At 62.1% G+C, this 22,687-nt stretch carries 25 protein-coding genes; 16 read left to right on the plus strand and 9 right to left on the minus strand.

The genetic code is table 11. The features are described from left to right. Positions 1 to 72 precede the first annotated feature (72 nt). Entirely contained in the window at positions 73 to 2,298 is a 2,226-nt protein-coding gene (locus HDC32_RS04945) for a DNA internalization-related competence protein ComEC/Rec2 (RefSeq protein ID WP_260403577.1), read from the minus strand. A gap of 135 nt (positions 2,299 to 2,433) precedes the next feature. Between HDC32_RS04945 and HDC32_RS04950 the strand changes: the two genes are divergently transcribed. After that, positions 2,434 to 2,949, plus strand: a complete 516-nt coding sequence (locus tag HDC32_RS04950; protein WP_131698034.1) for a DUF2062 domain-containing protein — start codon at positions 2,434 to 2,436, stop codon at positions 2,947 to 2,949. A 3-nt stretch (positions 2,950 to 2,952) separates the two neighbouring features. On the opposite strand, the gene HDC32_RS04955 is transcribed toward HDC32_RS04950, so the two are convergent. Together HDC32_RS04955 and HDC32_RS04960 are read right to left on the minus strand one after the other, a co-directional pair. Further along, positions 2,953 to 4,320: a sensor histidine kinase gene (locus HDC32_RS04955; RefSeq protein WP_184742750.1), complete on the minus strand. Its 1,368-nt coding sequence runs from the start codon at positions 4,318 to 4,320 to the stop codon at positions 2,953 to 2,955. Continuing rightward, on the minus strand, positions 4,310 to 5,038 hold the full coding sequence (locus HDC32_RS04960) for a response regulator transcription factor (RefSeq protein WP_184742752.1): 729 nt from the start codon (positions 5,036 to 5,038) through the stop codon (positions 4,310 to 4,312). The genes HDC32_RS04955 and HDC32_RS04960 overlap by 11 nt, the downstream gene beginning before the upstream one ends. 205 nt (positions 5,039 to 5,243) lie before the next feature. Here HDC32_RS04960 and HDC32_RS04965 point away from each other — a divergent pair, with 205 nt between their 5' ends. The 4 genes from HDC32_RS04965 to HDC32_RS04980 all read left to right on the plus strand — a co-directional run bounded on the left by HDC32_RS04965 (position 5,244) and on the right by HDC32_RS04980 (position 9,923). Beyond that, entirely contained in the window at positions 5,244 to 7,997 is a 2,754-nt protein-coding gene (locus HDC32_RS04965) for a response regulator (protein WP_184742754.1), read from the plus strand. Positions 7,998 to 8,020: 23 nt separating this feature from the next. After that, a complete protein-coding gene (locus HDC32_RS04970; RefSeq protein ID WP_184742756.1) occupies positions 8,021 to 9,010 on the plus strand; it encodes a 2-hydroxyacid dehydrogenase in 990 nt (329 codons plus the stop codon). A 71-nt stretch (positions 9,011 to 9,081) separates the two neighbouring features. Further along, on the plus strand, positions 9,082 to 9,522 hold the full coding sequence (locus HDC32_RS04975) for a hypothetical protein (protein ID WP_092488784.1): 441 nt from the start codon (positions 9,082 to 9,084) through the stop codon (positions 9,520 to 9,522). Then, positions 9,519 to 9,923, plus strand: a complete 405-nt coding sequence (locus tag HDC32_RS04980) for an META domain-containing protein (protein WP_131698039.1) — start codon at positions 9,519 to 9,521, stop codon at positions 9,921 to 9,923. The genes HDC32_RS04975 and HDC32_RS04980 overlap by 4 nt, the downstream gene beginning before the upstream one ends. Positions 9,924 to 9,974: 51 nt before the next feature. Here HDC32_RS04980 and HDC32_RS04985 read toward each other — a convergent pair whose 3' ends face one another. Next, entirely contained in the window at positions 9,975 to 10,436 is a 462-nt protein-coding gene (locus HDC32_RS04985; protein ID WP_090402869.1) for a TlpA disulfide reductase family protein, read from the minus strand. A 115-nt stretch (positions 10,437 to 10,551) separates the two neighbouring features. Here HDC32_RS04985 and arsC point away from each other — a divergent pair, with 115 nt between their 5' ends. The 3 genes from arsC to HDC32_RS05000 are packed head-to-tail and all read left to right on the plus strand — an operon-like array spanning position 10,552 to position 11,904. After that, positions 10,552 to 10,905 (plus strand): arsenate reductase (glutaredoxin), encoded by a 354-nt coding sequence (gene arsC, locus HDC32_RS04990; protein WP_131698041.1) that lies wholly within the window; start codon positions 10,552 to 10,554, stop codon positions 10,903 to 10,905. Next, the gene (gene wrbA / locus HDC32_RS04995; protein WP_090402864.1) at positions 10,902 to 11,516 is read left to right on the plus strand and encodes an NAD(P)H:quinone oxidoreductase; all 615 of its coding nucleotides are present in this window, start codon (positions 10,902 to 10,904) and stop codon (positions 11,514 to 11,516) included. Before arsC ends, wrbA begins: the two co-directional genes overlap by 4 nt. Beyond that, positions 11,500 to 11,904 (plus strand): DUF2069 domain-containing protein, encoded by a 405-nt coding sequence (locus HDC32_RS05000; protein ID WP_131698042.1) that lies wholly within the window; start codon positions 11,500 to 11,502, stop codon positions 11,902 to 11,904. The genes wrbA and HDC32_RS05000 overlap by 17 nt, the downstream gene beginning before the upstream one ends. Positions 11,905 to 11,942: 38 nt before the next feature. Here HDC32_RS05000 and HDC32_RS05005 read toward each other — a convergent pair whose 3' ends face one another. Beyond that, positions 11,943 to 12,614: a DNA-3-methyladenine glycosylase I gene (locus tag HDC32_RS05005; protein ID WP_145337669.1), complete on the minus strand. Its 672-nt coding sequence runs from the start codon at positions 12,612 to 12,614 to the stop codon at positions 11,943 to 11,945. Between the two features lie 80 nt (positions 12,615 to 12,694). After that, positions 12,695 to 13,519 (minus strand): tRNA 2-thiocytidine(32) synthetase TtcA, encoded by an 825-nt coding sequence (ttcA, locus tag HDC32_RS05010; RefSeq protein ID WP_053128530.1) that lies wholly within the window; start codon positions 13,517 to 13,519, stop codon positions 12,695 to 12,697. Positions 13,520 to 13,783: 264 nt separating this feature from the next. Between ttcA and HDC32_RS05015 the strand changes: the two genes are divergently transcribed. Further along, positions 13,784 to 14,386, plus strand: coding sequence for a Yip1 family protein (locus HDC32_RS05015; RefSeq protein ID WP_027606356.1), 603 nt, complete (start codon positions 13,784 to 13,786; stop codon positions 14,384 to 14,386). 128 nt (positions 14,387 to 14,514) lie between these two features. Beyond that, positions 14,515 to 15,009, plus strand: coding sequence for a SprT family zinc-dependent metalloprotease (locus HDC32_RS05020; RefSeq protein WP_145337668.1), 495 nt, complete (start codon positions 14,515 to 14,517; stop codon positions 15,007 to 15,009). A 96-nt stretch (positions 15,010 to 15,105) separates the two neighbouring features. On the opposite strand, the gene HDC32_RS05025 is transcribed toward HDC32_RS05020, so the two are convergent. After that, complete coding sequence (locus HDC32_RS05025; protein WP_184742758.1) at positions 15,106 to 16,281, minus strand: CaiB/BaiF CoA-transferase family protein; 1,176 nt, start codon at positions 16,279 to 16,281, stop codon at positions 15,106 to 15,108. A 157-nt stretch (positions 16,282 to 16,438) separates the two neighbouring features. Here HDC32_RS05025 and tusD point away from each other — a divergent pair, with 157 nt between their 5' ends. The 6 genes from tusD to HDC32_RS05055 all read left to right on the plus strand — a co-directional run bounded on the left by tusD (position 16,439) and on the right by HDC32_RS05055 (position 19,875). Then, on the plus strand, positions 16,439 to 16,831 hold the full coding sequence (tusD, locus tag HDC32_RS05030; protein WP_167655658.1) for a sulfurtransferase complex subunit TusD: 393 nt from the start codon (positions 16,439 to 16,441) through the stop codon (positions 16,829 to 16,831). A gap of 1 nt (position 16,832) precedes the next feature. Next, on the plus strand, positions 16,833 to 17,183 hold the full coding sequence (gene tusC / locus HDC32_RS05035) for a sulfurtransferase complex subunit TusC (protein ID WP_167655660.1): 351 nt from the start codon (positions 16,833 to 16,835) through the stop codon (positions 17,181 to 17,183). Beyond that, positions 17,183 to 17,461: a sulfurtransferase complex subunit TusB gene (gene tusB / locus HDC32_RS05040; RefSeq protein WP_131698047.1), complete on the plus strand. Its 279-nt coding sequence runs from the start codon at positions 17,183 to 17,185 to the stop codon at positions 17,459 to 17,461. The genes tusC and tusB overlap by 1 nt, the downstream gene beginning before the upstream one ends. Then, a complete protein-coding gene (locus tag HDC32_RS05045; RefSeq protein WP_131698048.1) occupies positions 17,458 to 17,793 on the plus strand; it encodes a TusE/DsrC/DsvC family sulfur relay protein in 336 nt (111 codons plus the stop codon). The genes tusB and HDC32_RS05045 overlap by 4 nt, the downstream gene beginning before the upstream one ends. Continuing rightward, positions 17,790 to 18,791 (plus strand): glycosyl transferase family protein, encoded by a 1,002-nt coding sequence (locus HDC32_RS05050; RefSeq protein ID WP_184742760.1) that lies wholly within the window; start codon positions 17,790 to 17,792, stop codon positions 18,789 to 18,791. The genes HDC32_RS05045 and HDC32_RS05050 overlap by 4 nt, the downstream gene beginning before the upstream one ends. A gap of 88 nt (positions 18,792 to 18,879) precedes the next feature. Further along, positions 18,880 to 19,875, plus strand: a complete 996-nt coding sequence (locus HDC32_RS05055) for a glutathione S-transferase family protein (RefSeq protein WP_184742762.1) — start codon at positions 18,880 to 18,882, stop codon at positions 19,873 to 19,875. Between the two features lie 129 nt (positions 19,876 to 20,004). Here HDC32_RS05055 and cysG read toward each other — a convergent pair whose 3' ends face one another. Both cysG and serS read right to left on the minus strand, forming a co-directional pair. Next, positions 20,005 to 21,399, minus strand: coding sequence for a siroheme synthase CysG (gene cysG, locus HDC32_RS05060; RefSeq protein ID WP_027606347.1), 1,395 nt, complete (start codon positions 21,397 to 21,399; stop codon positions 20,005 to 20,007). Next, the gene (serS, locus tag HDC32_RS05065) at positions 21,400 to 22,680 is read right to left on the minus strand and encodes a serine--tRNA ligase (RefSeq protein WP_167655666.1); all 1,281 of its coding nucleotides are present in this window, start codon (positions 22,678 to 22,680) and stop codon (positions 21,400 to 21,402) included. Between the last annotated feature and the right edge of the window lie 7 nt (positions 22,681 to 22,687).

Below are 22,687 nucleotides of genomic sequence, written 5' to 3' on the forward strand. Positions count from 1 at the left end.
TATAGGTTCGGCGGCGGGGTTCGTCGGCCATGGACCCGTCTGTCCCAGGCGCCGGTCTTTGGTAAGGCTGGATCAGGGTAACGTTTCGCGCCAAAAACGGCGTTGACTACGCGCAACAGTCGGTGGCTGGAAAGCCCCTAGTTGCACACGCACCGCGCCCTGCTCGGCACTGTCGTATATCTGGCTGCCCAGTTGCAGGTAGCGCTCCACCACCTGCGGGTGAGGATGGCCGAACGCACTGCCACGCCCCCGAGAAATCAGTACCGACGTGGGTGACAGCCGCTGTAGAAAAGGCCATGACGACGAACTGCGGCTGCCATGGTGAGGGGATTGCAGCCAATCGGTGCGCACGGCCAACGATGAGGCGAGAAATGCCCGCTCGGCAGCCCGATCAATATCCCCCGTGAGCAGCAGGCGCTCACCATTGGCCTGGACCTGCAGAACACAGGACTTGGGGTTGCCATCCGTCGCATCAGGCCACTGCCACAGCTCGAATGCCACACCGTCCCACACCCATTGCTCACCGCTGACACAGGGCTGGGTTTCGAGAAACGCGGGCAAGCCCTCGGTTTCACCGCCCACGACACGCCGGATCGGCACCCCTCGGGCAACAGCCGACGCCCCGCCGGCATGATCGGCGTCGGCGTGGCTCAGCAGCATCATATCCAGCGTCCCGACGCCGAGCTTTTTCAACGCGGGCACTACCACGCGGGCACCGAGATCAACCGTCCCCGAACGCGGGCCGGCATCGTAGAGCAACGTGTGATGGCGGGTACGCAGGATCAAGGCCAGACCTTGCCCGACATCCAGTTGCACCACCTCCACCCGCCCATGGGGAACCGGCTCGCGGGGTGGAAACACTGCCAACAACAGCAGCGGCCAGCCCAGCGGCCGAAACGGCACGCCTTTGGGCAGCAATAACAGCATCGCGCCGACCAGGCTGATCAGCCAGTAACCCAAGGGCACCTCGGCCGGTATCCAGGCAGGCATTTGCCCAGCGAGCCATGCCAAGCCCCGGAACAACCCGTCAAGCGCCCCACCCGCCAGCCACAACAAGCCTTCCCCCAGATACGGCAGCGACAACAATGCGCTCCCCAGCAACGCCAGTGGCAACACCACCAGGCTGATCCACGGCACGGCAATCAGGTTGGCCAGCGGCGCACTCACGCTGACGGGCAAACCGAGCACCAGCAACACAGGAAACAGACCAACGGCAATCAAGCACTGAGGACGTGTCCATGCCTGCCAGACACTCCACGGCCCCAACCGCCCACCAAATCCCACGACCAGCACCGCGACAGCCATAAAGGACAGCCAGAATCCGGGTTGCAGACTGGCTAGTGGCTCCAGGATCAGCACGCCATTGAGTGCCAGCAACAACGGCCACCAGAACCCCAGATGACGAAAGCGCAAACGCCATAACAGCACCAGCCCCACCATGACGCAGGCCCGTTGCACCGGCACGCCAAACCCTGCCAGCAGGCCGTACCCCAGCGCGGCGGCAAACGCCAGGCCACACGCCCACGGCAGCCACGGCCAGGTGCGGGGCCAGCAGCCGTAGCGTGCAAGTAGCGCGACCAACCCGTAGATCAGCCCCGCCAACAAGCCAATGTGCTGGCCGGAAATCACCAACAGGTGCACCGTACCGGTGTCCTGCAACACCTGCCAGTCTTCGGCCGCCAGCCCGGAGCCATCCCCCAGCACCAAGGCTGCCAGGCCCGCCTCGCGGCCTTGGGCGTCCACCGCCATCAGACGTTGGCGGACAGTGTCACGCCAGGCATGACGAGCCGGCGCCAGGCGCTCACCATCCTTCACCGAGCCGGTGGCACCAATGCGCCGGGCCAGCAGCCAGGCCTCCTGATCAAAACCGTGAAAGTTGAGCAGCCCGGCAGGCCGTTTCAGCGTTACGGCCAGACGCCAGCGCTCGCCACTGCGTACCGACGGCCCACCGTGCCAGGACACACGGATACGCTTGGGCAGCCGGGCGTTGCGCGCCTGGCTGTCGGCCAGCTCAAAACGCACACCCGTCTCTGTCTGCTGCGGCAACCCGGTTACACGGCCTTCCAGCCATCGCGTCTGGCCATCCAGCACCGGCCGTAGTCGATCATCCAGTGCCCACTGCGCACTGATGCAGGCCCAGCTCAAGCCCAGCAGGAAAAATGCCAGTGGAGACGTACGAAATGGTAATAGCATCAATGCCAGCACCAGCATGGCTATCAGCCATCCCGTCGGCGGCAACGCCGGTAGAAAGCGCAAGGCAAGCAACCCCAGCGCGAGCGCGAACATCCCTGTCTTCATGAACCCTCCTTTTCAAGTGATCCACTCAGTCTTAGACGAGAGCCCAGGACGTCCTATGATGTTTTGTCACAAAGTCTGAATTTTCTGTTTATAGAATGCGGGCATACTTGCCCCTCGAACTGACCTGGACCCCTTATGCCTCGGCGCTTATTCAAACGGTACATGCCCGACCCCACCAGTATCAGGGAACACAAGTCATTACAGTTTCTTGGCACGTTGCTGCACGACCCGAACCTCTGGCACCTGAATCGGCACTCAGTGGCACGCGCCATGGCGGTGGGTTTGTTCGCGGCTTTTATCCCGATTCCGTTGCAGATGCTATTGGCGGCGGTGCTGGCGATCATCGTGCGCGGCAACATGCCCATCGCCGTCAGCCTGGTCTGGCTGACCAATCCGATCACCATGCCCGTGGTGTTCATCTGCACCTACATGACCGGCGCCTGGCTGATGAATGTGCCACCGCGCAGCCTGCCCGACGACCTGACCTGGGAATGGATCAGCGGCCAGTTGAGCACACTGTGGCAACCCTTTCTGCTGGGTTCGGTGGTGTTGGGGGTCGTGTTGGGCGCATTGGCCTACTGCCTGACCATGGGGTACTGGCGCTGGTGGGTCGCGCACCAATGGAAAAAGCGAAAGCAGCGCCGAGGCTGAGACCTATCGCGCCGGCAACCGCAGGTGCACACGCAAGCCCCGGCCGGTATTTTCCGCCCACAAGCTGCCGTCCTGGCGTTGCACGGCATTGCGAGCGATGCTCAGGCCCAGCCCGAAGCCACCATCGCCTGGCCTTGAGCCGTCCAGCCGCGTAAACGGTGCAAAGATTCGCTCCAGATCCTGCTCATCGATTCCCCCACCCTGGTCTTCCAACCAAAGGTGCCAATATTCCCCCTCGCGGCATCCATCCAGGCACACAACCCCATCCGCCGGGGAGTGGCGTATGGCGTTGCGCAGGATATTCTCCAGGGCCTGGGCCAGGGCATTCAGGTTGCCCCGCACCCAACTGTCAGCGCCCAGAAGGCAGGGCAGTCGCGATGCCGGCCAGTCGCTTTCAAAGCATGCGTTCTCGCGCAGCATGTCCCACAGCGCTTGCACCTGAATATCTTCTTTGGGCAGCGGCGCCCGCTCGGTATCCAGCCAGGCCAGTTGCAGGCTGTCTTCCACCAGGCGCTGCATGGCGTCGATCTCCCGCCCCAACCGCTCACGCAGGCGCGCAAGATCCTGCTCGCTGTCACAGGCCACCCGCAAACGGCTCAATGGCGTGCGCAGTTCATGGGACATGTCCCTTAACAGTTGCTGTTGCAGCATCACCGTACCCTGCAAGCGCTCGGACATATGATCAAACGCGCGCCCCAGCTCGCCCAATTCGTCCTGACGACTGGTGGCGTCGTGGGACATCCGCGTATTCAATTGATCGGCACGCCATGCGTTGGCCTGCTCGCGCAGTTGATTGAGGGGCATGATCAGCAGCCGATAGAGGCCGATGCACAGCAACAAGGTAAAGAGGCCGGGAATCACGCCGTTGGTCACCACCCGCCAGAACAGTTGGTAGCGCCCCGGCATAAAGCGCTGCGGCAGTTCAATCACCAGCGAACCGGCGCCCGGATCCACCGCAAACGGAATCTTCAACCACGGCAACCCCTTGACGTGGCGGCTGACCGGCCAATCCAGGCCTCGCAGGAAGGTCAGGCGCTGGCTTTCCGTGTCGGTCAGCGGGTAACTGCTCAACGACTGCAAGTCATTGCCGATCACACCGATCCACGTGCTTTCGCGCTTGCCCATTGCATGCAGCCACGCATCAACGCCGGCATTGCCACCCTGGTTCCAGGCCTGCTCGGCGCCGACCGCATAACCACTCAAGGTGATCCTGGCCTCGTCGGACAGGTAGGCGTTCTTTTGCTCCATGTACCGGCCCCAGGACCAACTGAGCCAGATCATCAGCAAACAGAAGGCGATCAGCAGGCAGGCAAGTTTCCAGAATAACGAGTGCCTGCCCGGCAGTCGTTTCAGCGATGCCTCAAAGCCCATCGTCGTGACCGCTCAGCACATAGCCCTTGCCCCACACCGTGCGTACCTCACGCTCGCTGTAGCCGATGGCCTTGAGCTTGCGGCGGATCTGGCTGATGTGCATGTCGAGGCTGCGGTCATGGGGCGCATAACCCCGTTGCAACACGTGCTGGTAGAGGAACGCTTTGCTGAGGACTTCTTCACCGTTGCGATGCAGGGTTTCCAGCAGTCGGTATTCGCTGCGGGTCAGGCCCGCCCAGTGCTCCTGATGAAAAACATCGCACAGCTCATCGTCGAAACGCAGCGTGCGGGTATCCTCACGCACGGGCGAAAGCGTCGGCAACGGGCGCCGATCCAGGGCCACCCGACGCAGGATGGCTTCGATACGCACGCGCAGTTCAACCATGCTGAAAGGTTTGGGCAGGTAATCATCGGCCCCCAGGCGAAAACCGCTGACGCGATCGGTTTCAGCGCCCAGGGCCGACATCAGGATCACCGGAACCGAATGGCTCTGGCGCAGATGGGTGAGGATCGACAAACCATCCAGGCCCGGCAGCAGAATATCCATCAACACCACGTCGAATGCCTGATCGCGCGCCATCTCCAAGCCCTGCTGACCGTTATGGCACAAGGTGACCTGGAAACCACAGCGCCCCAGATGCTCATGCACATAGGCACCCAGCACGGGGTCATCTTCAATTGTCAGGATACGGGGTAGGCCAACTGGTGCGGGATTCATTAGCGTCTGCAAGTCATTCTCAATCACTGATTATTCAAGATAACCCCGCCGCAGGCAATCGCCACACGGTGTCCACCGGCCCGAAGATTGCCCTCTGTCATTAATTTGCAAGATTCCAGACCGCGCAAATGGCTACACTGCGCAGGTGGCGCGGGCCGGATGCCGGCGCGGAAGATTGATATCAGTGTGGTAGCAGGAGAGTGGCGTGCTTAGAAGAATGGGGATAAAAGGCCGCGTACTGTTGCTGACCTTATTACCGACCAGCCTGATGGCCTTGTTGTTGGGGGGCTACTTCACCTGGATGCAGCTCTCGGAGTTGCAGGCCCAACTGCTGCAACGCGGCGAAATGATCGCCGAGCAACTGGCGCCCCTGGTGGCCCCTGCCATGGGCAGCAGGAACACCGACCTGCTGGAGCGTATCGCCACCCAATCCCTGGAACAGACGGACGTGCGCACAGTGGCGTTCCTCGCGCCGGACCGCACGCCCCTGGCCCACGCCGGCCCGACCATGCTCAACCAGCCGCCGGTCGGTAACAGTTCCCACCTGCTGCAGCGCACCGGCAACGACGCCACGCGCTACCTGCTGCCGGTGTTTGGTCGCCATCGCAACCTGGCGGGCGATTTGATCCCCGATGAAGCTGATCGCCTGCTCGGTTGGGTCGAGGTGGAGTTGTCCCACAACGGCATGTTGCTGCGCGGCTATCGCAGCCTGTTCGCCAGCCTGCTGCTGATTGCCATCGGCCTGATCTGCACCGCAGCCCTGGCCCTGCGCATCAGCCGTACAATCAACGCGCCGATTGGCCTGATCAAGCAAGCGGTGGCCCAACTCAAGGACGGCAACCTGGAAACCCGCTTGCCCCCCTTGGGCAGCCAGGAGCTGGATCAACTCGCATCGGGCATCAACCGCATGGCCGAAACCCTGCAAAATGCCCAGGAAGAATTGCAGCACAGCATCGACCAGGCCACCGAAGACGTACGCCAGAACCTGGAAACCATCGAAATCCAGAACATCGAACTGGACCTGGCGCGCAAGGAGGCCCTGGAGGCCAGTCGCATCAAGTCCGAGTTCCTGGCGAACATGAGCCATGAAATCCGCACGCCACTCAACGGCATCCTCGGTTTTACCCACCTGCTGCAAAAAAGCGAACTGACCCCGCGCCAGCTGGACTACCTGGGCACCATCGAAAAATCCGCCGACAATCTGCTGGGCATCATCAACGAGATCCTCGACTTCTCGAAGATCGAGGCCGGCAAGCTGGTCCTCGACAGCATCCCCTTCAACCTGCGGGATTTGCTGCAAGATACCCTCACCATCCTCGCCCCCGCCGCCCATGCCAAGCAGCTGGAACTGGTGAGCCTGGTCTACCGCGACACGCCGCTGGCGCTGGTGGGCGACCCGCTGCGGCTCAAGCAGATCCTCACCAACCTGATCAGCAATGCGATCAAGTTCACCCGCGAAGGCACCATCGTGGCCCGGGCGATGGTCGAGGACGAGCAGGAAGACAGCGTGCAGCTGCGCATCAGCGTGCAGGACACCGGCATCGGCCTGTCCAGCCAGGATGTGCGCGCGCTGTTCCAGGCGTTCAGCCAAGCCGATAACTCATTGTCGCGCCAACCCGGCGGCACGGGGCTGGGCCTGGTGATTTCCAAGCGCCTGATCGAACAAATGGGCGGTGAAATCGGCGTCGACAGCACGCCGGGCGAAGGCTCTGAATTCTGGATCAGCCTGAACCTGCCCAAGACCCGCGACGACGTCGAAGACCTGCCCTGTGCGCCGCTGCTGGGCCATCGCGTGGCGGTGCTGGAAAATCACGAACTGGCGCGCCAGGCCCTGCAACATCAATTGGAAGACTGTGGCCTGGAAGTGACGCCATTCAATACCCTGGAAAGCCTGACCAACAGCATCACCAGCGCTCACCAGACCGAGCAGGCTATCGACCTGGCGGTACTCGGCGTGACCGCCAACGATATTCCGCCCGAGCGCCTCAACCAGCACCTGTGGGACCTCGAACACCTGGGTTGCAAAGTGCTGGTACTGTGCCCCACCACCGAACAGATGCTGTTCAACGAGTCCGTGCCCAACCCCAACAGCCAGTTGCAGGCCAAGCCGGCGTGTACCCCCAAGCTGCGCCGTGCCCTGTCCGACCTGATCAGCCCGCGGCCGTCACGCAGTGAACCGGGCGAGCCGTTGTCCAGCCGTGCTCCGCGTGTGCTGTGTGTCGACGACAACCCGGCAAACCTGCTGTTGGTACAGACCCTGCTGGAAGATATGGGCGCGCAGGTACGTGCAGTGGAAAGCGGTTACGCGGCGGTCGACGCGGTGAAACAGGACACCTTCGACCTGGTGCTGATGGACGTGCAAATGCCCGGCATGGACGGACGCCAGAGCACCGAGGCGATCCGCCAGTGGGAAAGCGAGCGCCATGGCACGCCGTTGCCGGTGGTTGCCCTCACCGCCCACGCCATGGCCAACGAAAAGCGCGCCTTGCTGCAAAGCGGGATGGACGATTACCTGACCAAACCCATCAGCGAACGGCAACTGGCCCAGGTGGTGCTGAAATGGACTGGCCTGGCCCTGCGCAACCAGGTGCCGGAGCGCGCCGTCGAAGGCCTGGGCCCGAGCGTGCAATTGCCGGTGCTGGACCACGAGGAAGGCCTGCGCCTGGCCGCTGGCAAGACCGACCTGGCGGCCGACATGCTGGCCATGCTGCTGGCCTCCCTGGAAGCCGACCGTCAGGCCATTCACGTCGCCCGCGACGCCAAAGACAACCTGGCCCTGATCGAACGCGTCCACCGCCTGCACGGCGCCACCCGCTACTGTGGCGTGCCGCAACTGCGCGCCGCCTGCCAACGCGCCGAAACCCTGCTCAAGCAGGACGACGCCAAGGCCATGCACGCGCTGGACGAACTGGACATGGCCATTGCACGGCTGGCCAGTGAAGCGCGGGTCAGCGCCTGAACTCATCAAAAAGGACGCCTTTGATGCGCTTGATTCTTTTCAGCAGCCAGACCTACGACCGCGACAGTTTCCTCGGCGAACCCCTGCCGCGCGGCCTGGAACTGCAATTCCAACCTGCCCGGCTCAACCTCGACACCGTCGCCCTGGCCGAACACCACGAGGTGGTCTGCGCCTTTATCAACGATGACCTCAGTGCCCCGGTGCTGGAACACCTGGCCAAGGGCGGCACGCGGTTGATCGCGTTGCGCTCGGCCGGTTACAACCATGTGGACCTGCCTGCCGCCAAACGCCTGGGCCTGACCATCGTACGCGTCCCGGCCTATTCGCCCCATGCGATCGCCGAACACGCGGTGGCCCTGATCCTTGCCCTCAACCGCCGCCTGCATCGCGCCTACAACCGCACCCGCGACGGCGATTTCAGCCTGCATGGCCTCACCGGTTTCGACCTGGTGGGCAAGACCGTCGGCGTGGTCGGCACCGGCCAGATCGGCGCCACGTTCACCAGGATCATGGCGGGCTTCGGTTGCCGGTTGCTCGCCTACGACCCGTTCCCCAACCCGCAGGTCCAAGCCCTCGGTGCTGACTATGTGAGCCTGCCGGAGCTCTTGGCCCAGGCGCAGATCATCAGCCTGCACTGCCCGCTGACCGCCGACAGCAAGCACCTGATCAATGCACGCTCCCTGGCGCGGATGCAACCCGGCGCCATGCTGATCAACACCGGTCGCGGTGGCCTGGTCGACACGCCGGCGCTGATCGAAGCACTCAAGGACGGCCAACTCGGCTACCTGGGGCTGGATGTGTATGAGGAGGAAGCCCAGCTGTTTTTCGAGGACCGCTCCGACCTGCCCCTGCAGGACGACGTGCTCGCGCGCCTGCTGACCTTCCCCAACGTGATCATCACCGCACACCAGGCGTTCCTCACCCGCGAAGCCCTGGCGGCGATCGCCGGCACCACCTTGGCCAATATTGCGGCATGGGCCGATGGCCGGGCACAGAACCTCGTCGAAGGATGATCAGCGGTCACATACCAGGCTCATGATGATCAGGCACCCGTGATAGGATGCCGCGCCTATTTGGAGGATCCATGGCCGAACACGATTTCCGCTTCAGCTTACTGAGCCCGCAACACACCCTGATCGAATGCCGCGCCCTGGTGCCGGGCCGTTACCAGGTCACCGGCAACGGTGGTTCGATCAAGCATGACGACGTGCTGATCGTCACCCTGCGTGGCAGTAAAACCTTGTCCATGCGCCTTACCGTCGAAGGTGACGCGCGCTACTCCATCCGCCCTGCAGGCCAGTGGGTCGCCATGGCCCGCGGGCCGAAGTTCGGTGAGCTGGAGATTCACACCTGGAAGGTCAACTGCGACAGCTGCGACACTGTGCTGGAGTTTGAATTCGCGGTGGAAACCAAGCTGACCAAAGAGCCGCTGCAACCGGCCGCCAACGCGCGCATTGCCGAGTTGGGCTGGGCCAGCGAAGGCGACAAGCACCGTTGCCCGACATGCCAGAAGGCCGGGCAATGAAAGGCCTGCTTCTGCTCGCCGCCGTCGGTGCGGCCCTGAGTGGCTGCGCCGGGGATGCGGTCAAGCTCAAGCAGGATCACAGCTACGTGGTGGAGTGGATTGGCGAGCGACCGCTGATGGATTACGCACACCTGACCGTCACCCTCGGCGCCGATGGACGTGCCTACGGCAATGGCGGCTGCAACCACTGGTTCGCGCCGTACACCGTCGAGGGCGACAAACTCAGCTTCGGCAAGCTCGGCAGCACCCGCAAGCTCTGCGCCGAAGCCCTGATGGAGCAGGAACAGCGCTTCTTCCAGGCCCTGCAAGGCGTACAGCGCTGGGACATCTCGCCGATCGAGCAGACCCGCTTCTGGCCGGCCGAAGGCAAGCCGATTCGCCTGTGGCTCGAAGAGGGCTGACTGCACCGATCTGCACGTTGGTTAGATCTAAATGTGGGAGGGGCGGTTGCTTTAGCCGCGCAAGGCCTTGAGTTTGGCCAGCACCCCTTCCGCCGTCTGCTCACCCATCAACTGCTCGCGCACCTTGCCCTTGTCATCGATGATGTAGGTCACCGGCAACGCTTCGCTGCGCGGAATATCGAAGATCCCATCCGGGTTCTGCGCCAGCACGGTGAACTTGATCCCCAGTTTGTCGCTGGCCTCCTTCAGCTCCGCCCCCTGCACATTGTCGAAGTTAACCCCGAACACCCCCACGCCCTGCCCCTTCAACTGTTCCGCCAGGGCGTTGAGTTCGGGGATTTCCGTGCGGCATGGGCCACACCATTCCGCCCAGTAGTTGACCACCAGCCACTGTTTGTCCAGGCGCTCGGCCGCGACCTTCTGGCCGTATTGGTCAACGCCGTAGTCATTGCCGCAGCCGCTGAGCAGCAGGGTTGTGATGATCGCCAATGCACCGATCAGTCGCCTTGTCATGGGGTAATCCTTCGCAAAAATGAACGTTGGCTGCGACCTATCGCCTCTTACGGTTTAAGGACAGGACGCCGCGCAGGTAGAATACCCGCCACCTTACGCAAGATGCGACCCGCACATGACCGATCTGACGCTTTATCACAACCCGCGCTGCTCGAAATCCCGCGGTGCGCTCGACCTGCTGGAAGCCCGAGGCCTCGCCCCCACCGTGGTGCGTTACCTGGAAACCCCGCTGAATGCAGTGCAATTGAAGACACTGCTGGCCAAGCTGGGCATCAGCGCCCGCCAACTGCTGCGCACCGGCGAAGACGAATACAAGACCCTTAACCTGGCCGATACCAGCCTCAGCGAAGCGCAGTTGATTGCCGCGATCGCCGAACACCCCAAGCTGATGGAACGCCCGATTCTGGAAACCGCCGATAAAGCCATCATTGGCCGCCCGCCAGAGAACGTGCTGGAGATCCTGCCGTGACTACGCCGTATGTGCTGGTGTTGTATTACAGCCGCAATGGCTCGGTGAGCGAAATGGCTCGGCAGATTGCCCGTGGCATCGAGCAAGGCGGGATGGAAGCGCGACTGCGCACCGTGCCGGCGATCTCCACCGAATGCGAAGCCGTGGCGCCGAGCATCCCCGACGAAGGCGCGCTGTACGCCAGCCTCGATGACTTGAAAAACTGCTCGGGCCTGGCCCTGGGCAGCCCGACGCGCTTCGGCAACATGGCCGCGCCGCTCAAGTACTTTCTCGATGGCACCAGCAACCTGTGGCTCACTGGCGCGCTGGTCGGCAAGCCGGCCGGGGTGTTCACTTCCACCGCCAGCCTGCATGGCGGCCAGGAAACCACGCTGATGTCGATGCTGCTGCCGCTGCTGCACCACGGCATGCTGATCACTGGCCTGCCCTACAGCGAACAGGCGCTGCTCGACACCCAGGGCGGCGGCACACCGTATGGCGCCAGCCACCATGCCGGGCCGGATGGCAAGCGCCTGCTCGACCCACATGAAATCACCCTGTGCCGGGCCCTGGGCCTGCGCCTGGCCAAGACCGCCACGCTGCTGGAGAACGGCCGTGGCCAGGAAGCCTAAGGTTCTACCGCCGCAAGCGTGGCTGGAGCCACGGGTCAAGGCGGCACGCGCGTTAAGCCTGCTGGCGTTTTTCGCCCTGGTGGGTTTGTTGTGCGGGTACTACCTGTTCGTCGCCGACCTGCACGGCGCACGCCCGTGGGTGATCCTGCTGATCGAACTGGTGCCGCTGCTGGTGATGGCGCCGGGGATGATCATCGGCAGTGCGCGCGGGCACTCGTGGATGTGCTTTGTGGTGAACCTGTATTTCATCAAGGGTGCGCTGGCGGCGTATGACCCGAACCGGCAGTGGTTCGGGGTGCTGGAGATGCTGGCCAGCCTGGCGGTGTTCTGTACGGCGCTGCTGTATGTGCGCTGGCGGCACCAACTGAACCGCCGGTTGGCCGAGTAACCGTGTGGCGGGCCTGCTCGCCACACAATAGACCCCGGTCAATGGTTGACGGTGTACGCCAGCATCATCGACAGCTGGCACATCGGCCGCCCACTCTCGGCATGCCACTGGTTGAACGCACCTTGCACCGTCGCCAGGTCGCGCAGGCTGGTGGGGGCCTTGTCGACGATCTTCTGCGCATTCAATGCCGCGACCACGTCATAGCTCGGCACAAATGTATCCTTGCCGACCATGCGCAGGAAGCGTGGTGCCGACAGCCCACCCAACTGATGACCGTGCTTGCTCAGGTACTTCCACAGCCCGACGATATCAGTCACCGGCCAATCGGCGATAAACGCGCCGAAGCTGCCTTTTTCCTGCTCGATATCCAGGATCATCTGCGCATTGCGCGGCACGCTCTTGAGCTTGCCCAGGTGACGGATGATGCGCGTGTCCTGCATCAGGCGCTCCAGGTGCTCGGCGCCCATCAGCACGACTTTTTCCGGGTCGAAGCCGAAGAACACTTGCTCGAACGCCGGCCACTTGGCATCCACCACACTGTGTTTCAAGCCGGCGCGAAACACGCGCAGCGCCAAGGTCGACAGGTAGCGATCATCACTGATCTTGCGCAGTTGCGCCGGGGTCTTGGGCACGGGCAGGTGGGCGTCCAGCTCGGCCGCTGAACCGAAGCGGTTCAGACAATATTCGTGCAGCCACTTGTAATCACGCATGCCCTCTCCTGCTGTTGAATGCTGGCAATTGAATTGAAAACGGCGCCCGCAAGCGCCGTGTGTCAGAGCGTTGAATGAGCTCAGAGGTTCACAACATTGACGAAGCGCGACGCGGCCGTCTCATCAATTTTGAGGCTGGTGAAGTCGAACAGGTTGCGGTCGGCCAATTGCGACGGCTGCACGTTCTGCAGGCTGCGGAAGATACTTTCGGTACGCCCTGGCGTCTTGCGCTCCCACTCCACCAGCATTTCCTTGACTACCTGGCGCTGCAGGTTTTCCTGGGAGCCGCACAGGTTGCACGGGATGATCGGGAATTGCTTGAGGTCGGAGTAGGCCTGGATGTCCTTCTCGTTGCAATACGCCAGCGGGCGGATCACCACGTTGCGCCCGTCATCGGCACGCAGCTTGGGCGGCATGGCCTTGAGCGAGCCGTTGAAGAACATATTGAGGAAGAAGGTCTCGACGATATCGTCGCGGTGATGACCCAGGGCCATCTTGGTCGCACCGATCTCATCGGCAAAGGTGTAGAGCGTGCCACGGCGCAGGCGCGAGCACAGCGAGCAGGTGGTCTTGCCTTCAGGCACCAGTTCCTTGACCACCGAGTAGGTGTCTTTTTCGACGATGTGGTATTCGACGCCCAGCGCCTTGAGGTAGGCCGGCAGCACGTGCTCGGGGAAGCCCGGCTGTTTCTGGTCCATGTTAACGGCGACGATCTCGAACTTGATCGGCGCGACCTTTTGCAGGTGCAGCAGCACGTCAAGCATGGTGTAGCTGTCTTTGCCGCCGGAGAGGCAGACCATGACCTTGTCGCCATCCTCGATCATATTGAAATCGGCGACCGCCTCACCGGCCAGACGGCGCAGGCGTTTTTGCAGTTTGTTCTGGTTGACCGTAAGAGTGCCCATGGCGCTTGGATCCGCTGGAGGTATGTGACGAAAAGCCGGGTATTTTACGCAAAAAAAACAGCTAAAGGGCTAACAGTAAAAGACCCCGCCGCGATTAGGACCCATGTTTACAGCGCAATTTGCTCTAAAGGCCCTACAGTTATTCCGGTCATCCCTTCCTATACTGCGACTTGAGGTCGTACACATATATCCAGACCTTTGTGGCCATTTGGCCCGTAGGCGCTCCGATGGGGGGCGATGGTAATAACGACAGGAGTGACTGGCATGATCCATCACGTCGTGGGGCTGTTTACCCATCCCGACCAGGAATGGCGGGAAATTCGTGGCGATAAAGAAGAAAGCATCGGCCACATGTACCTCACTCACACCCTGATTCTCGCGGCGATCCCCGCCGTATCAGCCTTTATCGGTACCACCCAGGTCGGCTGGGTCATCGGCAACCGCTCCCCGGTCATGTTGACCCAGGAAAGTGCGCTGTGGATGACCCTCATGTCGTATGCGGCCATGCTCGGCGGCGTGGCGGTGATGGGTGCGTTCATTCACTGGATGGCCCGCACTTACGATGCCAACCCCAGCATGGCGCGGTGCGTGGCCTTTGCCACCTACACTGCGACACCGTTGTTTATCGGCGGGCTGGCGGCGCTCTACCCGCATATGTGGCTGGGCATGGTGGTGGGCACTGCAGCGATTTGCTACACGGTGTACCTGCTGTATGTCGGCGTACCGACCTTCATGAGCATCGACCCGGATGAAGGCTTCCTGTTTTCCAGTTCGATACTGGCCGTAGGGCTGGTGGTGCTGGTGGCGATCATGGCGTTTACCGTGATTGTCTGGGGACTGGGCGTAGGACCGATCTACACTAACTGACCGTTCAATGGTGAAGGCAAGGCCACCGCAAGGTGGCTTTGTACGTGATGGATGACCATTCGGCGCCTGACAGATTCGGAAACACTCGGTTTTGCGGCATACTGGACGTCTCTGGAGATATGTACAGCATGCCCGAGCAACTCAATACCCGCGTCGAAGATTGTTTCCTGCAAGCCGAATCCTTTTTCAAACGAAGCTTCAAACGCCCCCAGGTCAGCCTCAAGCTGCGGGGCCAGAAGGCCGGTGTCGCGCATTTGCACGAGAACCTGCTGCGCTTCAACCCACAGTTGTACCGAGAAAACAGCCAACACTTCCTGAAACAGACCGTGGCCCATGAGGTGGCGCACCTGATTGCCCACCAATTGTTTGGCGAGCGAATCCAGCCCCATGGTGAGGAATGGCAACTGATCATGCGCGGGGTTTACGAACTGCCGCCGGATCGTTGCCACACCTATGCCGTGAAGCGTCGCCAGGTGACCCGCTATATCTACCGTTGCCCATGTGCCGAGAGTGACTTTCCGTTCTCATCGCAGCGCCATGGCATGGTGGCTCAGGGGCGGCGGTACCTGTGTCGGCGCTGTCGGCAGACATTGGTGTTTACCGGCGAAACCAGGGTGGAATAAAGGCCTCATCGGGAGCAAGCTCCCTCCTACATTTTGATCGTATTCACAGGCCTGAATGTGGGAGGGGGCTTGCTCCCGATAGCGTCCGCCCAGCCACTACATAATCACCTTGGAGCTGCGCAGCTCGCTGATGCGCTGCGGGCTCAAGCCCAGCTCCGCCAACACTTCATCACTGTGCGCGCCCACGACGACGCCAATGTGCCGGGGGGCTGGCAACCCTTCCGAAAACTTCAACGGGCAGGCAATCTGCGCCTGGCTCGAGCCATCCCCCCTGGGCACCTCGCTGACCAGCGCCCGCGCCTTCAACTGCGGATGGGCCACGGCTTCGCTGAGCGTCAGCACAGGCTCCACGCAGGCATCCACCCCGGCAAACAGCTCGCACAATTCCTCGAAACTGCGCTTCTCGAACTCTACCTGCAAGGCCTGCTTAAGCGCTGGCTGCTGCTCAGGCTTCAAGCCCTGCGCGGCCAACTCCGGGCGCCCCAACGCTTCACACAACGGCTGCATGAAAGCCGGTTCCAGGCTGCCCACCGACATCCAGCGTCCATCTCGCGAGCGGTAGTAATCGTAGAAACTCCCACCATTGAGCACATGGCCCTCCCATTCCGGCTCCACACCACACGCCAGGTAACCCGCGCCGGCCATGGCATTCAGGCTGAACGAGCAATCGGTCATGCTCACATCCAGGTATTGTCCGACCCCACTTTGCTGCCGGGCGATGACGGCAGCGAGCAGCCCCACCACCGCATGCAGCGAACCGCCGCCCACGTCCGCCAACTGCACGCCCAGTGGCAACGGTCCGCTGTCCTGGCGCCCGGTGTAGCTGGCCACCCCGGCCAACGCCAGATAATTGATGTCATGCCCGGCGCGATCCTTATAGGGCCCGGTCTGGCCGTAACCGGTAATCGACACATAAATCAGCCGCGGGTTGATCGCCTTCAGCGCCTCGTAACCCAGGCCCAGGCGCTCCATCACCCCAGGGCGAAATTGTTCGAGGACAATGTCGTAGTCCTTGACCAGTTCGCGCACGATCTCCAGCCCTTCGGGCTGTTTCAAATCCAGCGCCAAGCTGCGTTTATTGCGATTAAGGTAGGTATGGCTGGCCGAAGTCCCCTGGTCATGGGGCGGCAGCACCCGCAGCAGGTCCACGCGCGTGGGGGATTCGATCCGCAGTACCTCGGCGCCCATGTCCGCCAGCATCAACGATGCGAACGGGCCAGGCAGCAAGGTGGAAAAATCCAGCACTTTGAGGGACGCCAAGGGACCTGACATGGGGACTCCATTTGGGTTTCGAATTCACACAGACTAGGCAGCCTGGCGCCTACCGGCAATCGTCAGAACGATCATCGAAGGTGACCGTTTTGATCATGGCGGGCTTTTTCGTGGCGGCGGCTTTATCATTGCCCCACGTTTGCTTGCAGAGAGTTCCATGAAGTTTGCGATTGCACTGTTTTCCGCCGCCCACGCGCCCTCCTCGCGCCGCGCCCTGCTGTTTGCACAGGCGGCGTTGGCCGGCGGGCATGAGATTGTGCGGCTGTTTTTCTATCAGGACGGCGTCTACAGCGCCGCCAATAACATCGTTGCCCCCCAGGATGAGCAGGACATCGCCCGCCAATGGCGTGAGTTTGTCAGCACACATCAACTCGACGGCGTGGTGTGCATCGCTGCCGCCTTGCGCCGTGGCGTGCTTAACCAGGAAGAAGCAACGCGCTATCAACGCAGCGCGGTCAACCTGGATGCACCCTGGGCGTTATCGGGCCTGGGGCAATTGCATGACGCCGCCCAGGCCGCCGACCGCCTGATCTGTTTTGGAGGGCCGTGACATGTCCAAATCCTTGTTAGTGATCAGCCGCCAGGCGCCATGGTCCGGGCCGAGCGCGCGCGAAGCGCTGGATATAGTGCTGGCCGGGGGCGCGTTTGATCTGCCGATCGGCGTGCTGTTCATGGATGACGGCGTGTTCCAACTGGCGCCGCACCAGGACGCCAAGGCCGTGCAGCAAAAAGACCTCAGCGCCAACCTGCAGGCATTGGGCCTGTTCGGCATCGATGACGTGTTCGCCTGCAACCACAGCCTGGGTGAGCGCGGGCTGACGCAGCCGTCCAATGCCCAGCCGCTGGACAGCGAAGCGATCTCCAGGCTGATTGACCGTTACGACCAGGTGATAACCCTCTGATGTCGACTTTACATGTGGTGTCTCACTCTCCTTTTACTGATAACCGCCTCGACAGCTGCCTGCGTATCTGTGGCGCCGAGGATGCGATCCTTCTCTGCGGCGATGGCGCCTATGGGCTGCACAACCCGGCCCTGCACACCAAGGGGGTGAAGGTCTTTGTGTTGGCCGAAGACATGCAAGCGCGCAATCTGCCGCTACCCGACTGGGCCGACAGCGTGGACTACCCGGGTTTCGTGCAGCTGTCGCTCGAGTACAGCAAGGTCAACACCTGGCTATGAACACCCTGACCGTAGGCGCGCGCACCCTGGATCTGGACAAGGACGGTTACCTCGTCGACCTGAACGAATGGTCCCCTGAAGTGGCCAACGCCCTGGCCGCCGCCGAAGGCCTGGAATTGACCCCGGATCATTGGCAGATCCTCGAACTGCTGCGCCAGTTCTATGCCGAATTCCAGCTGTCCCCCGCCACGCGCCCGCTGATCAAGTACACCGCCTTGAAGCTCGGCCCGCAAAAGGGCAACAGCCTGCACCTCAACACACTGTTCAACGGCACTCCCGCCAAACTCGCCGCCAAGCTGGCGGGCCTGCCCCGGCCGACGAATTGCTTATGACCGACTTTGCCCCACTGACCCTTGAAACCCCTGCCGAGCATCCGTTTGCGCAGTTCGTGCGCATCCTGGGCAAAGGCAAGCGCGGCGCGCGCAACCTCACCCGCGACGAGGCCCGTGACGCCATGGGCATGCTGCTCGACGAAAAAGTCGAAGACACCCAGCTCGGCGCCTTCCTGATGCTGCTGCGCCACAAGGAAGAAAGCCCGGAAGAACTCGCCGGTTTTACCGAAGCCGTGCGTGAACGCCTGAACGCCCCGGCACTGAATGTGGATGTCGACTGGCCGACCTACGCCGGCAAGAAGCGTCACCTGCCTTGGTTCCTGCTGGCCGCCAAGTGCCTGGCGCAAAATGGTGTGCGCATCCTCATGCACGGCGGCGGCGCACACACGGCGGGCCGGCTGTACACCGAACAATTGCTGCAAACCCTGCAAATCCCCCTGTGCCGCAATTGGCAGCAGGTCGGGACCGCGTTTGAGCAAGGCAACCTGGCGTTTATCCCGCTGGGCGATTGGGCGCCGCAACTGCAACGCATGATCGACCTGCGCAACACCCTGGGCCTGCGTTCGCCGATCCACTCCCTGGCGCGCCTGCTCAACCCGCTGAATGCGCGCTGCGGCCTGCAAAGCATTTTCCACCCGGGCTACCAGGGTGTGCACCGCGATGCCAGCGGCCTGCTTGGCGACCATGTGATCGTGGTGAAGGGCGACGGCGGCGAAGTCGAGATCAACCCTGACACCATCAGCCACCTCTACGGCACCACCGGTGGCGAAAGCTGGGATGAAGAATGGCCCGCCCTCTCCGACCAGCGCCACGTCAAGCCGGCAACCCTGGAGCCTGAACACTTGAAGGCGGTATGGCGCGGCGACGTAGAGGACAGCTACCCGCAACTGGCGCTGATCGCCACCATGGCCCTGGCCTTGCGCGGCCTCGGCCACTCACGAGAACAGGCGTTCGAATTGGCCCGGCACTACTGGGATGCGCGGGACAAATCGATTTAATCGATGATTCGCGCCCGGTCTTTGCGCTTTTAGTTCGAACTCATCCCTTTAGACTGGGCTCCAACGCTTATTAGTCAAGGAGCCAGTCATGGGTTTGCTGATCGAAGGACACTGGAAAGACCAGTGGTACGAAAGTAGTGCAGATGGCGCTTTCCAGCGGGAACAGGCACAGCGCCGCCACTGGGTGACCGCCGATGGCCAGCCCGGGCCCAGCGGCGAAGGCGGCTTCAAGGCCGAGGCCGGTCGCTACCACCTCTACGTGTCCCTGGCTTGTCCATGGGCCCACCGCACCCTGATCCTGCGCAAGCTCAAGGGCCTGGAAAGCTTGATCGACGTGTCCGTGGTCAGCTGGCTGATGCTGGAAAACGGCTGGACCTTCGACAAAGCCCACGGCTCCACCGGCGATAAGCTCGATGGTTTCGAATTCATGCACCAGCGCTATACCGCCGACACCGCCGACTACACCGGCCGCGTCACCGTGCCGGTGCTGTGGGACAAGCAGCTCAACCGCATCGTCAGCAATGAATCGGCGGAGATCATCCGCATGTTCAACAGCGCGTTCAACGGGCTGACCGGCAACACCCTGAACTTCTACCCCGAGCCGCTGCGGGCGACCATCGATGAGCTGAACGAGCGGATCTACCCGGCCGTGAACAATGGCGTGTATCGCGCAGGCTTTGCCACCTCACAAAAAGCGTATGAAAGCGCGTTTGATGATGTGTTTGCCGAACTGGACCATCTGGAACAGCACTTGGGCGACCACCGCTACCTGGCCGGCGAGTACCTGACCGAGGCGGATGTGCGGTTGTTCACCACGCTGATTCGTTTTGATGCGGTTTATTACAGCCACTTCAAATGCAATGTGCGGCGGATTGCCGATTATCCGAACTTGTCGAACTGGCTGAGGGAGATGTATCAGTGGCCGGGCGTGGCCGAGACGGTGGATTTTGAGCACATCAAGGGGCATTACTATGCGAGCCACCGCACCATCAACCCGACGGGGATTGTGCCGAAGGGGCCGTTACAGGCGTTTGATGCCGGGCATGATCGAGTGAAGCTAACCAGCAAAGGCGTTTGGAGCTGATACAAAACCCGTAGGAGCGAGCTTGCTCGCGAAGAACTCAAAAACACCGCGTGCATTCAGGATGGGCGCGTTATCGTTGACGATTTTCGCGAGCAAGCTCGCTCCTACAGTTGATGTGTGTGCAGGTGCTCAGACTTGTGACTGGGCGCCTTCAAACCACTTCAGCTTCTCGCGCAACACCACCACCTCACCGACAATCACCAAGGTCGGCGCATGCACTTCATGCTCCGCCACCATGCGCGGCAGGTCCGCCAGGGTGCCGGTAAACACGCGCTGGTTGGACGTGGTGCCCTGCTGGATCAACGCCGCCGGGGTATCCGCGGCGCGACCGTGCTTGATCAGTTGCTCACAGATGATCGGCAAGCCAATCAAGCCCATGTAGAACACCAAGGTCTGCGACGGCCCTACCAGGTCACTCCAAGGCAGGTCCGACGTCCCATTCTTCAAGTGCCCGGTGATAAAGCGTACCGACTGCGCATAGTCACGATGGGTCAGCGGAATCCCGGCGTACGCCGCGCAACCACTGGCTGCGGTGATACCCGGCACCACCTGGAACGGGATGCCATGGGCCGCCAGTTCTTCGATTTCTTCACCGCCACGGCCAAAGATGAACGGATCGCCACCCTTGAGGCGCAGCACGCGCTTGCCTTGCTTGGCCAGGTCCACCAGTTGCTGGTTGATCTGGTCCTGCGGCACGGCGTGGTCGGCGCGGCGTTTACCGACGTAGATACGCTCGGCATCACGACGGCACAGCTCCAGAATGGCCGGCGCCACCAGGCGGTCGTACAGCACAACATCGGCTTGCTGCATCAGCCGCAGGGCACGGAAGGTCAGCAGGTCCGGGTCGCCCGGGCCGGCACCTACCAGATACACCTCGCCCGGCGCATAAGGCGGCGCGCCGTTGACCTTTTCGATCAACAGACGCTCAGCCTCATCGCCCTGCCCGGCCAACTGACGGTCGGCAATCGGACCCTGGAACACTTCTTCCCAGAATGCCCGACGCTGCTGCACATCCGGGTACAAGCCTTTGACCTGGGCACGAAACCGAGCCGCCAGCCCGGCCAACTGGCCGTAGGTGGACGGAATCCAGGTTTCCAGCTTGGCGCGGATCAAGCGCGCCAGCACCGGCGCATCGCCGCCGCTGGACACCGCGATCACCAAGGGCGAGCGGTCGACAATCGCCGGGAAGATCACGCTGCACAAGGCCGGCGCGTCCACCACATTGACCGGTACGCAACGACGCTTGGCGTCACTGGACACTTGCGCATTCAGTGGCTCGTCGTCGGTCGCCGCGATAATCAGGGTGCAGCCTTCAAGGTCAGCCTCCTGATAACCGCGCAGAATCATTTCCCCGCCACTGCCCTGCACCAGCTCACGCAACTGGTCTTCGATCTGGGGAGCAACCACCCGCAGCACTGCGCCGGCATCAGCCAGCAGACGGGATTTGCGCAAGGCAATCTCCCCTCCACCGACGACCAGCACACGACTGCCGCGCAGGTTATGAAACAGCGGCAGAAATTCCATTTAGCGGATGACCTCAACGCCCGCCATGTAAGGCTTGAGCACCTCAGGCACGCGGATCGAACCATCAGCCTGCTGGTAGTTTTCCAGCACCGCCACCAGGGTGCGACCTACAGCCAGGCCCGAACCGTTGAGGGTGTGCACCAGTTCCGGCTTGCCGGTTTCCGGGTTACGGAAACGCGCCTGCATGCGCCGGGCCTGAAAATCACCGCAGTTGGAGCACGACGAAATCTCGCGGTATTTGTCCTGGCTGGGTACCCACACTTCGAGGTCGTAGGTCTTCACGGCGCTGAAGCCCATGTCGCCGGTGCACAGCGCCAGGACGCGGTACGGCAGCTCCAGCAGCTGCAGGACGCGTTCGGCGTTGGCGGTCAGGCCTTCCAGGGCTTCCATGGAGGTCGACGGCTCAACCACTTGCACCATCTCGACCTTGTCGAACTGGTGCTGGCGGATCATGCCGCGGGTGTCACGACCCGAGGCGCCGGCTTCACTGCGGAAGCACGGGCTGTGGGCGACGAACTTGAGCGGCAGTTGCTTGGCATCGAGGATCTCGCCGGCAACGATATTGGTCAGCGACACTTCGGCGGTCGGGATCAGGTACAGATCGGCTTCGCCATCTCGGCTGATCTTGAACAGGTCTTCCTCGAACTTCGGCAATTGGCTGGTGCCCATCAGCGCCGGCGCCTGCACCAGGTACGGGGTGTAAGCCTCTTCGTAACCGTGCTCGCCGGTGTGCAGGTTGATCATGAACTGCGCCAGCGCACGGTGCATGCGTGCGATCGGGCCGCGCAGCAAGGCAAAGCGCGCACCGGACATTTTGGCAGCGGTTTCGAAATCCAGGCCACCGGTCAATTCGCCCAGGGCGACGTGGTCCTTGATCTCGAAATCAAAGGCCGTTGGCGTGCCCCAGCGGCGCACTTCGACGTTGCCGTCTTCGTCTTCGCCAATCGGCACGGACTCATGCGGCAGGTTGGGGATGCCCAGCAGGATCGAATCCAGCTCGGACTGAATGCCTTCCAGCTCGACCTTGCCGTCGGACAGCTCGGTGCCCATGCGCTCGACGTCCGCCATCAACGGTGCGATGTCTTCGCCACGTTGCTTGGCCTGACCGATGGATTTGGAACGCGCATTACGCTCAGCCTGCAGTGCTTCGGTGCGGGTCTGGACGGTCTTGCGCTGTTCTTCCAGCGCTTCGATGCGCGCAACATCCAAGGCAAAGCCACGGGATGCCAGGCGGTCCGCTACGTCCTGAAGGTTGCTACGTAACAGTTTGGAATCGAGCATGTCGGTC

The sequence above is a fragment of the Pseudomonas sp. JAI120 genome (genome assembly GCF_014207255.1).
In the GTDB taxonomy this organism is placed as follows: Bacteria; Pseudomonadota; Gammaproteobacteria; order Pseudomonadales; family Pseudomonadaceae; genus Aquipseudomonas.